Source organism: Streptomyces sp. NPDC059696 (assembly GCF_042733745.1).
Lineage (GTDB): Bacteria > Actinomycetota > Actinomycetes > Streptomycetales > Streptomycetaceae > Streptomyces.
This window is the reverse complement of the sequence record NZ_JBHWFG010000011.1, coordinates 166,004-177,871: the sequence shown is the minus strand read 5'-3', so window position 1 is coordinate 177,871 and position 11,868 is coordinate 166,004. Positions and strand designations below refer to the sequence as shown.

Below are 11,868 nucleotides of genomic sequence, written 5' to 3'. Positions count from 1 at the left end.
GCGAGGGCCTGTAGTCGAGGCCGACTCCCTCCCCGCGGAGCTTGGTGCTGCGTCGTCGGCCGTCCTTCCGGACACCCCCTGAGGAGCCCCCGCATCATGGCGAACCGCCAGCAGCCCAGTTCCATGCCGATCCACAAGTACGGCCGCTACGAGCAGGTCGACATCCCGGACCGCACCTGGCCGGAGCAGCGCATCACCACCGCCCCCCGCTGGCTCTCCACCGACCTGCGCGACGGCAACCAGGCCCTGATCGACCCCATGTCGCCGGCCCGCAAGCGCGCCATGTTCGACCTGCTGGTGAAGATGGGCTACAAGGAGATCGAGGTCGGCTTCCCGGCCTCCGGCCAGACCGACTTCGACTTCGTGCGCTCCATCATCGAGGAGCCCGGGGCCATCCCGGACGACGTCACCATCTCCGTACTGACCCAGGCCCGCGAGGACCTGATCGAGCGCACGGTGGAGTCCCTGAAGGGCGCCAGGCGCGCCACGGTCCACCTGTACAACGCCACGGCCCCGGTCTTCCGCCGGGTCGTCTTCCGCGGCTCCAGGGAGGACATCAAGCAGATCGCCGTCGACGGCACCCGGCTGGTCATGGAGTACGCGGAGAAGCTGCTGGGCCCGGAGACCGAGTTCGGCTACCAGTACAGCCCCGAGATCTTCACCGACACCGAGCTGGACTTCGCCCTGGAGGTCTGCGAGGCGGTCATGGACGTCTGGCAGCCCGGTCCGGGCCGCGAGATCATCCTGAACCTGCCCGCCACCGTGGAGCGTTCGACGCCGTCCACGCACGCCGACCGCTTCGAGTGGATGGGCCGCAACCTCTCCCGCCGCGAGCACGTCTGCCTGTCCATCCACCCGCACAACGACCGCGGCACCGCCGTCGCCGCCGCCGAGCTGGCGCTGATGGCCGGCGCCGACCGCGTCGAGGGCTGCCTGTTCGGGCAGGGCGAGCGCACCGGCAACGTCGACCTGGTCACCCTGGGCATGAACCTGTTCTCCCAGGGCGTCGACCCGCAGATCGACTTCTCCGACATCGACGAGATCCGTCGCACGTGGGAGTACTGCAACCAGATGGAGGTCCACCCCCGCCACCCGTACGTGGGCGACCTGGTCTACACGTCCTTCTCCGGCTCCCACCAGGACGCCATCAAGAAGGGCTTCGACGCCATGGAGGCCGACGCGAAGGCCAAGGGCGTCACCGTCGACGACATCGAGTGGGCCGTGCCGTACCTGCCGATCGACCCCAAGGACGTCGGCCGCTCCTACGAGGCCGTCATCCGGGTCAACTCGCAGTCCGGCAAGGGCGGTATCGCCTACGTCCTGAAGAACGACCACAAGCTGGAACTGCCGCGCCGGATGCAGATCGAGTTCTCCAGGCTCATCCAGGCGAAGACGGACGCGGAGGGCGGCGAGGTCACGCCGAAGGACATCTGGGCCGTCTTCCAGGACGAGTACCTGCCGAACCCCGACAACCCCTGGGGCCGCATCCAGGTCCGCAACGGCCAGTCGACCACCGACACCGACGGCGTGGACACGCTGAAGGTGGAGGCCACGGTCGACGGTCAGGACACCGTCCTGACCGGTACGGGCAACGGTCCGATCTCGGCCTTCTTCGACGCCCTGCAGTCCGTGGGCATCGACGTACGCCTGCTGGACTACCAGGAGCACACGATGAGCGAGGGAGCCTCCGCGCAGGCCGCCTCGTACATCGAGTGCGCGATCGAGGACAAGGTCCTGTGGGGCATCGGAATCGACGCCAACACCACCCGGGCCTCGCTGAAGGCCGTGGTCTCGGCCGTCAACCGCGCGGCTCGCTGACCAGCCGTACGGGTCCGCGGCCACCGGCCGCCCACGGATGCCACAGGGGCTCCGTCCGCCGTTGTCCGGCGGGCGGAGCCCCGTCGCATACCGGCCAATTGCTGTGGAGGTCACGGAAAGGTCTCCTCCGGGGTGCTGACTCCTCGTCTCGGATGTGGCTAACATCACGCAAGCGCGGCGACGTTGCCGTGCGGCGTGACGGAGGTGCGACGTGCTGCCAGGACGGGGACGAAACGGCCATGCCGCCAGGCTTTCTCGCATCCTGGGCACCCGAACCGCGTGGACGACCGCCGGTGACGGAGAGTTCTTCTGCCCCGGCTGCGGCGGCGACCGCAACTACCAGCGGCTGACCGGACAACGCCGCTTCACCCTGCTCGGCCTGCCCGTGCTGCCGCGCGGCGAGACCGGGCCGGTCGTGGAGTGCGCCGCCTGCCGCCGCCACTTCGGCACCGACGTCCTCGACCATCCGACGACCACCCGCTTCTCGGCGATGCTCCGCGACGCCGTGCACACCGTCGCCCTCGCGGTGCTGGCGGCGGGCGGCGCCGGATCCCGTGCGGCACTGGAGGCCGCCGTCCTCGCCGTGCGCGCCGCCGGGTTCGACGACTGCACGGAGGAGCAGCTGGCCGCCCTCGTCGAGGCGCTGGAGGCCGACACCGGCCGGATCGCCGGTGAACCCTGCGGCGCGGGGCTGGCCATAGAGCTCCACGAGGCGCTGGACCCGCTCACCCCGCACCTCGCCGCCGTCGGCCGCGAATCGATCCTGCTGCAGGGCGCCCGCATCGCCCTGGCGGACGGCCCGTACACCCCGGCCGAACGGGACGTGCTCGCGACGGTGGGGGCGGCGCTCACCATCTGCTCCGCCGACGTCACCCGCCTGCTCGCCGCGGCGGCGCGCACCCCTTCGTAGGACCCGCCCCCCGCAGTACCCCCCCGGACTCGACCTCACGCCCGACGAACCGGCCCCCGTCCGGCGGGAGTCCGGAGACCGATCCAGGCGGCCCGGGACCGGGCCCAGCTCGTCGTCGTCGCCTACGAGTCGGGCATGGTGACGCCGGGCAGCGCCCGACGGACGGGCGGGTTCCCTAGAGCAGACCGGCCGCCGCGAGGTACTTCCCGACCTGCTCCACCTCGTCCGGCGCCAGCGGGATCTGCGGCTGGGCCGTCGCCGGGCAGTCGATGACGCCCCGCAGGTGCAGCGCGGCCTTGAACGCCCCGATCGCCGAGGAGTTCGGGCCCATGCGGGCCGGATCGCCGACCGTCACCATGCCGAACAGGGCACACAGCCGCTCCTGTTCGGCACGGGCCCCGTCCCAGTCCCCGGCGCGGCACAGCCGGTCCAGGCGCACATAGCCGTGCGGGTCGACGTTGCCGAGGCCCGGCACCGTGCCGTCCGCGCCGATCGCGAGGGCCGCGTCGACGATCAGCTCGGACCCGGTCAGCACGCTGAAGCCGGTGATGCCCCCGTGCTGCCGGACGCCGGTCACGACCTGGCGGAAGGCGGCCAGGTCACCGCTGGAGTCCTTGAGCCCGGCCACGACCCCGTCCGCGGCGAGTTCCAGCACCACGTCGGCCGGCAGCTTCGTGTGGACGGCGACGGGAAGGTCGTAGGCGATCACCGGGACCGGGCTCGCGGCGGCCACGGCGCGGTAGTGGCGGGCGATCTCCGCGGGGTGGGTGCGGGCGTAGAACGGGACGGTGACGACGACCGCGTCCGCGCCCGCCGCCGTCACCGACGCGACGTGGTCCAGGACCCGGGGCGTCGTCATGTCGATCGCCCCGGCCAGCACCGGGAGCCGCCCGCCCACATGACCCGCGACCGCTTCGACGACCAGCCTGCGCTGCCGGTCCGGCAGGAACGCCGCCTCCGAGGTCGAGCCGAGGACGAACAGGCCGTGCACCCCGCCGGCCACCAGATGGTCGACCAGCCGCAGCAGCGAGGGGACGTCCACCTCGCCGTCCGGTGTCAGGGGCGTGCAGACGGGCGGGATGACACCGGTCAGCGGGCTGAACGTCATGGGGCCTCCATCGGGTCGGGCCGGCGGACGAGGTCGCGGGTCGACTCGTCCTCCCCGACAGGATGGTGGCAGCGGTAGCGGTGTGCGGGCGCCGACGCGGCGGCAAAGCCCGGCATCTCCCGCGCGCACGTCCCGTCCGCCTTCCAGCAGCGCGTGCGGAACGGGCAGCCGCTCGGCGGGCGGGTCGCCGACGGCACCGGACCGGTCAGCGGGATCGGGTCGACCGGGTCGAGCAGGCCGGGCGTGGCGGAGAACAGGGCGCGGGTGTACGGATGCCGGGCCCGGCCGGTGACCAGGTCGGCCGGGGAGTCCTCCACGATCCGGCCCAGGTACATGGTGATCACGCGGTCGCTCATCCGCCGTACCGTGCGGATGTCGTGGGAGACGAACACCAGGGCCAGGCCCAGACGTTCCTTCAGGTCGAGCAGGAGGTTGAGGATCTGGGCGCGGACCGACACGTCCAGGGCGCTGGTCGGCTCGTCCGCCACGACCAGACCCGGGTCCAGCGCGAGCGCCCGGGCGATCGCGACGCGCTGGCGCTGCCCGCCCGACAACTGGGCCGGCAGCGCGGCGGCGAGGCCCCGGGGCAGACCCACGAGGGACATCAACTCGCGGACCCTCTCCTCCCGCCGGTCTCGCGTGCCGCGGTCGTGCACGTCGAGCGGGTCCCGCAGGATCTGCCGGACGGTCAGACGGCGGTTCAGGGCCGTCGACGGGTCCTGGAAGACCATGCCGATGCCGGCGCCGACGGCCCGGCGGCGCTCGGCGGCCGGCATCGCCCGCAGGTCACGGCCATGGAACGACACCGTGCCGCGCGTCGGCCGCTGCACACCGACCAGCACCTTCGCCAGCGTCGACTTGCCGCAGCCGGACTCGCCGACCACACCGACGGTCTCGCCGGGCGCCACGGCCAGATCGACGCCGGTCAGGGCGTACACCCGGTCCCGGGCGAACAGGCCGCCGCTGCGGGCCTTGTGGACGACATGCGCGTCCGCCAACTCCACCAGCGCGTTCATGACACCGCCTCGGTCTCCGTGGCCGCCGGGCGCACGGCCGGGTGATGACAGGCCGCCGTGTGCCCGGCAGGACCCGCCAGGACCGGAGCCGTCGTACGGCACACCTCGCTCACGCGCGGGCACCGGCCGGCGAAGCGGCACCCCGCGGGGAAGTCCGCCGGGGACGGCACGACACCCCTGATCTGCGTCATCCGCTCCTGCGCCGACTCCAGCGACAGCACACTGCCGAGCAGGCCGCGCGTGTAGTGGTGTGCCGGTGCCTCCACCAGGTCCGCGGTCACGCCCGTCTCCACGATCTGCCCGCCGTACATCACCACCACCCGGTCGGTGACGTCCGCGACCAGCGCCAGGTCGTGCGAGACGAGGACGAGCGCGAAACCGAGCTCCGCGCGCAGCCGCAGCAGCAGCTCCACGACCTGGGCCTGCACGGTCACGTCCAGCGCGGTCGTCGGCTCGTCGGCGACGATCAGCCGCGGGTCGCGGGACAGGGCCATGGCGATCAGGACGCGCTGGCGCTGGCCGCCGGACAGCTCGTGCGGGTAGCTGCGCAGCGTGCGCTCCGGGTCGAGGCCGACCATCGTCAGCAGCTCCGCCGGACTCCGGCGCCCGCCGCGCCGCACGACCTGCTTCAGCTGCGCGCGGATCGTCATCGCCGGGTTCAGCGACGACAGCGCGTCCTGGTAGATCATCGCCATGTCGTGGCCGAGCAGCCTGCGCCGGACGCGCATCGGCTCGGCGAGCAGATCCCGCTGGAGGAAACGGACCTGGCCGCCGACCCGTGCCCCCTTCGGCTCCAGGCCCATGATCGCCAGCGCGGTGAGGGACTTGCCGCAGCCCGACTCGCCGACCAGCCCGAGCACCTCCCCGGGGTGCACGTCGAAGCTGATGCCGGCCACGACGTCGACGCCGCCGTGCTGCCGGTCGAAGCCGATGACGAGGTTCTCCACGGCGAGCAACGGCTGCCCGTCCCGGGGGACGTGCCGGGCCCGGGCCCGCAGCCTGCGGGCCGCCTCCACCAGACCGGGCAGCGGCACGACCTCCCCGCCGCCGGGTTCCACGGCCTCCAGCCGGTCGTCCTCCGGTGTGTCCACCTCCCGCGCCGAGGGCGCCGCCCAGGCGTCCGACACCCCCTCGGAGAGGATGTTCAGCGACAGCACCGTCACCAGCATCAGCAGCCCGGGGAACACCGTCGCCCACCAGCCGCCGGTCAGCACCATGTTCTTGCCGTCCGCGATGACACTGCCCCAGGACGGGTCCGGGGGCCGCACCCCCGCCCCGATGAACGACAGCGACGCCTCGAACACGATCGCCTCGGCGACCTGGACCGTGCAGAACACCAGCACCGGCGCGGCACAGTTGACCGCCACGTGCCGCAGCACGATGTAGGGCGTCCGCGCGCCGATCACCCGTTCCGCCGTCACATAGTCCTCGCCGTACTGGTCGAGGACGTTCGCCCGGACCACCCGCGCCACCGGCGGTGTGAACAGGAACGCGATCGCGCAGATCAGCACCGTGATGCCACCGCCGAAGACGGCCACCAGCACCGCGGCCAGCGCGATGCCCGGGAACGCCATGACGACGTCCAGACAGCGCATCAGCGTCTCGTCGACCCCCTTGCGCGAGGTGGCCGCGACCGCCCCGAGCAGCGCACCGGCCACCAGGGCGATCCCGGTCGCGCCGAGCCCGATCGCGAGCGACCAGCGCGCCCCGTACATCAGCCGGCTGAGGATGTCCCGGCCGAGGCTGTCCTGGCCCATCCAGTGCGCGGCGGACGGGTGGCCGGTGCCGTCGGCCGGCGGTTGCTGGTCGAGCGGGTCGTGCGGGGCGAGGAGCGGGGCCAGCAGCGCCATCAGGGCGACGACGGCCAGGAAACAGACGGCGATCTTCGACAGCGCCGGCAGCCGGCGCAGGCCGCGCAGCCGCACCCCGGGCCGGGACAGCGCCGCGGTGAGACTCTTCCGGGTCATCATGGCGTCGCATCCCTCAGTCGCGGGTTGACCAGCAGATACAGCACGTCGATGACGAGGTTCACCACGACGAACCCGGCCGCCGTGGTCAGTACGACGCCCTGCACCACGGCCGGATCGCCGTTCTTCACGGCGTCGATCATCAGCTTGCCCATGCCGGGCAGCGAGAAGATCGTCTCGATGACGACCGCGCCGCCGAGGAGGTAGCCGACCCGCAGACCGAGCACGGTGAGGGGATTGATCAGGGCGTTTCTCAGCACGTTGCGCCCCACCACCACCCGGGGCGGCAGTCCGCTGCCGATCGCCGTCCGGACGTAGTCCTTGTCGAGCTCCTCCACGACCGCCGTGCGCACGATCCGGGTCAGCTGCGCCGCCACCGGCAGGGAGAGGGCAAGCGCCGGGAGCGTCATCGTCTTCAGCCAGCCCGTGAAGGAGTCGGCCGGGTTGATGTAGCCGCCGGTCGGGAACCAGCCCAGGTCGACCGCCAGGTACTGGATCATCAGCAGCGCCAGCCAGAACCCGGGCGCGGCGACACCGGTCAGCGACACCACCCGGATGATCTGGTCGGGCAGCCGGTCCCGGTGGATCGCCGCGGTCACCCCGCCCACGAGGGACAGCACGACCGCGATGCCGAGACCGAGGAACGTCAGCTGCAGGGTGAGCGGCAGCGCGGTGGCGACCTGGTCGATCACCGGCGCACGGGTCAGCGCGCTGGTGCCCAGGTCGCCGTGGAGCAGGTCGGCGACGAAGTCGGCGTAGCGCACCGGCAGGGGATCCAGCAGGCCGTGTTCCTCGCGGAAGTCGTGCAGCTGCTGCGGCGTCGGGTTGGCGCCCTGGAAGAACGCGGACGCCGGGTCGACGTCGGAGAACCGCATCACCAGGAACACGAACAGCACGATGCCGAGCGTCAGGGGCACGAGCAGGGCGAGGCGGCGGAGCAGGATGCGCGCGACGGCCGTCATCCGCTAGGCCCACCTGGCCTGGAGGAGGTTGATGCCGGGGTAGGGCTGGGCCCTTATCCCGCTGAGCCGTGCCGGGTCCCAGGCCGTCATCAGCTCGTTGTGGACGACCGGGTAGAGCACGGCCTGTTCGGCGACGACGTCGATGTAGTCCTGGACCATCGCCTTCTTCCGCGCCGGGTCGGGCTCCCGGGTGGCCCGGTCCATGTCCTTGAAGAGCTGCCGGGCGACGGGGTCGGCGGCCCAGCGGGTGTACTGCATCCAGAGGTTCTCGGGACCGTGGTTGTAGTGCATGATCAGGTCGGCGTCGAGGCCGAACTGGTTGGGGTTCGAGGCGGCCACGACGACCTGGTAGTCCTGCTTCTGGTCCAGCTTCGTGAACACGGCCGTGGTCTCCTGCGGCGACAAGGTCGTCTGCACCCCGATCGCGTCCCAGGACGCCTTGATGGTCGGCAGGCAGTCGACGATCCAGCTGACGTTGACGGCCAGGATGTCGATGCTCAGCCCCTTGACCCCGGCCTGCCTCAGCAGCGCCTTCGCCTTGTCCGGGTCGTGGTCGTAGACCGTCTTCGCCCGGCGGTAGGACGGGTTGGCCTCGTCGAGGAAGGAACTGGACGGCTTGCCGTGGCCCTTGAGCGCGACCTCCACCATCTTCCCGGTGTCGATGGCGTAGCGCAGCGCCTGGCGCACCCGCACGTCGTCGAACGGCTTGTGCGCGGTGTTGAACATCAGGAACAGGTTGTTCATCCCGGCCCCGCCGGCGACCGTCATGCCCCCGCTCTCCAGCTGCCCGATGTTGGCGTAGGGGATGTTGTCGGCGATCTGCGCGCCCGCGCTCGACCCCGAGATCTTCGCGACGCGCGGTGCGGCGTCCACGATCGTCAGCCAGTTCATCTTCCGGAAGGCGGGCTTGCGGGGGCCGTTGTAGCCGTCGAACGCCTCGAACGTCGTGTTGGACTTCGGGTGGTGCGCGGTCTGCCGGTACGGCCCCGAGCCGATCGCCTTGCCCTTGATGGCGTCGTCCCAGGCACCCGGCCGGGAGAACACGTGCTTCGGCATGACCTTGGCGAGCGTCAGCCGCGACAGCCCGTCCGGGAACGGGAACTTCAGCACCAGCTCCACGTTCCGCGCGTCGATCTTCCGGACCTCCTTCAGCCAGCTCGCGAAGAAGCCCTTGGCGAGGGTCTGCGTGTCCGGGTCGAGGATCCGCTCGAAGACGAAGACGACGTCGTCGGCGGTGACCGGCGCGCCGTCGTGGAACCTCGCACCCTCCCGCAGCGTGAACCTCCACGTGGTGCCGCCCGGGTCCTTCGGCACCTCGGTCGCCAGCGCGGCGTACGGCTCGCGCGAGATCGGGTCCGTGTCCAGCAGCCCCTCGTAGATGTGGTGGTTGGCGGCCATGCAGAACGCGGACGCCGTCTGCGTGGGGTCCCAGCTGCCGTCGTTGCCGTAGCCGATCACCGCGGTCAGGGTCCGGTCCCGGCCGCCGCCGCTGCCGGTGTCGTTGGTGGACTCCGGCCCGGAGCAGGCCGACAGCGACGCGGAGACGGCGGCGGCCGCGCCCAGCGCGCCCGTGTACTTCAGGAACGCCCGGCGGTGCGGCGCCGGCACGTCGGGGGTCACGTCGCGCACGGGTCCTCCAGCGAGGTCTGGGGGGAGGGGACTGGCAGCGGAGATACGACGTCCTACGTCCTCTGGTCAGCGCGACCATAGGAGGGGCCGTGGGGGTGGTCAAGAGCTCGCACACGAATGGCGTAGCCGCCAGAGGGCGGACCAATGGCGCTGCGCGGCGACTCAGTTGACGGTGTATCAGCGCAGGTGCGGCACCGGTGCCGAGCCGTTCTCGCGGCCTGCGCCGGGCCGGCGGACCTTCGCGTTCCGCCACCTGGCGGGCGGGGGCGGACCAGGATGAGGGGGTGAGCGAGCTGTGGAACGAGAGTGACGCCGGCGTCCTGCGCCTGCCGTCCGGCCGGCTGGTACGGGGCCGGGGCCTGCGCCACGCCCTGGACCCCGGGGCGCCCCGGCCCTCCTACGGCGTCTACCTGCTGGACCGGCCGCCGCCCCAGGTCCCCTGGGCGTCCGCGTGGATCCGCTGGCCCGACTTTCGCCTCCCGTCGGACCGGGCGGCGGCACGGGCGGTGCTGGCCGACGCGTGGGAACGCAGCGCCGGGGAGCGGGTGGAACTCGCCTGCGGAGGCGGCCGAGGCCGCACGGGCACGGCACTGGCCTGCCTGGCGGTGCTGGAGGGGGTACCGGGGGAGGAGGCGGTGGCGTACGTCCGCCGGTATTACCACCGGGGTGCGGTGGAGACGCCGTGGCAGCGGCGGTACGTGCGCCGGTTCGGCGAGGGGTGAACACGGGCCGGCCGGTACGCGAGCGGGCAGTGGCGGGCATGGGCGAGCCTCTCCTTCGGCGCGGTCACCTCATCCCTTGGTCGCGGCGGCGTAGACCGACGGCCGACGGCGCGCCCGACGCCCCTTCGGCACAGTGGGCGGCATGGATGAGACCGAGGGGACCGGGCGGACGCGGGGAATCAGCCGGGCGCAGTTCCTGGCGGGGGCCGCGGCGGTGGGGATCGCCGGGGTGGCGGGGCAGGCCCGGGCCGTGGACGCCCCGCACGGCCGCGGGCTGCGGCGCCGGGGCGTCGTCTACACGGTCGGGGCCGGGGAGACGCCGGGCACCGCGTGGAGCGCCCGGCGGATGCGCCACGACATCCGGGCCATCCGGGACGGACTGCGCGCCGACACCGTCGACGTCACGGGCGACGGCGTCGAGCGCCTCACGACGACCGCCGCCGAGGCCGCCGAGCGCGGGCTGCACGTCTGGCTGCAGCCGACCCTCGGAGACGCCCCGCAGCGCGACATCCTGGAGCACATGGCCGAGACCGGCCGGTTCGCGGAGCGGCTGCGGAAGCACGGCGCGAGCGTCGACTTCAGCGTCGGCTGCGAGTTCTGGCTGTTCGTCCCCGGCATCCTGCCGGGCGGAACGGCGCTGGAGCGCATCGAGAACCTCCGCAACGGCACCGTCGACCGGCCGACGACGCTGCGCCGCCTCACCGCGTTCACGGCGAAGGCCGCGCGGACCGGCCGCTCCGTCTTCAAGGGCAACCTGAGCTACGCCGCGGCCCAGGACATCGACGACCCGGACTGGAACCTCTTCGACATCGTCGGCATCGACTACTACTCGTACTTCCGCAAGCGGTCGGATCACGTCCGGGAACTGAAGCAGTACCTGCGCTGGGGCAAGCCGCTGGCCGTCACCGAGTTCGGCACCTGCGCGTACGCCGGTGCGCCCGAGACCGGCGGCATGGGCTGGGACGTCGTCGACTACGACAAGCAACCACCGGAGATCAAGGGCGACCTGGTCCGCAGCGAGCGCGTCCAGGCCGACCACGTGGGCGGGTTGCTGGACGTCTTCGCGTCGATGGGCCTGTACGCGGCGATGGCCTTCGAGTTCATCAGCGCCGACGCCCCGCACCGCCCGGACGCGCCCCGCCTCGACCTCGACATGGCGTCATACGCCCTCACCAAAGTCATCAAGGACCGCCCCGATGACCCCTCCTCCGGCTGGCACTGGGAGCCGAAGGAGGCGTTCCACGCGGTGGCCCGCCGGTACGGGGCGGCGGGCCACCGCACCGTGCAGTCGCAGTAGAGGTCGGCGGCGGGCCGTCGGCCGGTGGCCAGGAACCCGGAGACGGTCCGGTCGCCGCAGGCGTTGCCGTTGTCCAGATGGGCGTCGTGGCCGGTGGAGTTCACGGTGACCATGACGGCCCGGTCCCTGAGGGCCCGGCGCAGCGTGCGCGCCCCGGCGAGCGGGGTGGCGACGTCCCGTTCGTTCTGCACGAGCAGGATGGTGGAGGGCCCGTGACCCGTGTCCGTACGGCCGCCTCCCTCGGAGCGAACAGCCAGGCGGCGCACACCATCGGCCCGCGCGGCATGCCCGCGGTCAGCGGGTGGGCGGCCGGCTCTCGCGGACGTCCTTCTGGTAGGCGTCGGCGGAGTCGGGGGGCAACTGCCTGATCCGGCAGGGGGTTTACCCCATGAACGCCTCTCGGGTGCGCGCCGGTCGCCCCCAACGGCTTCGTGAGAGC

9 protein-coding genes and 1 pseudogene are annotated in these 11,868 nt (G+C 72.2%); 4 read left to right on the top strand and 6 right to left on the bottom strand.

Features of this window, described 5'->3' with window-relative positions; translation table 11 throughout:
• Positions 1-96: 96 nt before the first annotated feature.
• Together leuA and ACFV20_RS15135 are read left to right on the top strand one after the other, a co-directional pair.
• Entirely contained in the window at positions 97-1,818 is a 1,722-nt protein-coding gene (gene leuA, locus ACFV20_RS15140) for a 2-isopropylmalate synthase (RefSeq protein ID WP_385656377.1), read from the top strand.
• Positions 1,819-2,029: 211 nt separating this feature from the next.
• Positions 2,030-2,728 (top strand): TerB family tellurite resistance protein, encoded by a 699-nt coding sequence (locus ACFV20_RS15135; RefSeq protein ID WP_385656376.1) that lies wholly within the window; start codon positions 2,030-2,032, stop codon positions 2,726-2,728.
• A gap of 175 nt (positions 2,729-2,903) precedes the next feature.
• On the opposite strand, the gene ACFV20_RS15130 is transcribed toward ACFV20_RS15135, so the two are convergent.
• The 5 genes from ACFV20_RS15130 to ACFV20_RS15110 are packed head-to-tail and all read right to left on the bottom strand — an operon-like array spanning position 2,904 to position 9,410.
• Positions 2,904-3,836, bottom strand: coding sequence for a dihydrodipicolinate synthase family protein (locus tag ACFV20_RS15130; protein WP_385656374.1), 933 nt, complete (start codon positions 3,834-3,836; stop codon positions 2,904-2,906).
• The gene (locus ACFV20_RS15125; protein ID WP_385656372.1) at positions 3,833-4,852 is read right to left on the bottom strand and encodes an oligopeptide/dipeptide ABC transporter ATP-binding protein; all 1,020 of its coding nucleotides are present in this window, start codon (positions 4,850-4,852) and stop codon (positions 3,833-3,835) included. The genes ACFV20_RS15130 and ACFV20_RS15125 overlap by 4 nt, the downstream gene beginning before the upstream one ends.
• The gene (locus tag ACFV20_RS15120) at positions 4,849-6,822 is read right to left on the bottom strand and encodes a dipeptide/oligopeptide/nickel ABC transporter permease/ATP-binding protein (protein ID WP_385656370.1); all 1,974 of its coding nucleotides are present in this window, start codon (positions 6,820-6,822) and stop codon (positions 4,849-4,851) included. The genes ACFV20_RS15125 and ACFV20_RS15120 overlap by 4 nt, the downstream gene beginning before the upstream one ends.
• Entirely contained in the window at positions 6,819-7,781 is a 963-nt protein-coding gene (locus ACFV20_RS15115) for an ABC transporter permease (protein WP_385656368.1), read from the bottom strand. The genes ACFV20_RS15120 and ACFV20_RS15115 overlap by 4 nt, the downstream gene beginning before the upstream one ends.
• Positions 7,782-7,784: 3 nt before the next feature.
• Positions 7,785-9,410 (bottom strand): ABC transporter substrate-binding protein, encoded by a 1,626-nt coding sequence (locus ACFV20_RS15110; protein ID WP_385656367.1) that lies wholly within the window; start codon positions 9,408-9,410, stop codon positions 7,785-7,787.
• Between the two features lie 284 nt (positions 9,411-9,694).
• On the opposite strand from ACFV20_RS15110, the gene ACFV20_RS15105 reads away from it, so the two are divergent.
• The gene (locus ACFV20_RS15105) at positions 9,695-10,132 is read left to right on the top strand and encodes a protein phosphatase (RefSeq protein ID WP_385656365.1); all 438 of its coding nucleotides are present in this window, start codon (positions 9,695-9,697) and stop codon (positions 10,130-10,132) included.
• A gap of 142 nt (positions 10,133-10,274) precedes the next feature.
• Complete coding sequence (locus ACFV20_RS15100; protein WP_385656363.1) at positions 10,275-11,429, top strand: abortive phage infection protein; 1,155 nt, start codon at positions 10,275-10,277, stop codon at positions 11,427-11,429.
• On the opposite strand, the pseudogene ACFV20_RS15095 reads toward ACFV20_RS15100, so the two are convergent.
• A pseudogene (locus tag ACFV20_RS15095) lies at positions 11,420-11,783 on the bottom strand (alpha/beta hydrolase); the annotation flags it as partial. The gene ACFV20_RS15100 and the pseudogene ACFV20_RS15095 overlap by 10 nt on opposite strands.
• Between the last annotated feature and the right edge of the window lie 85 nt (positions 11,784-11,868).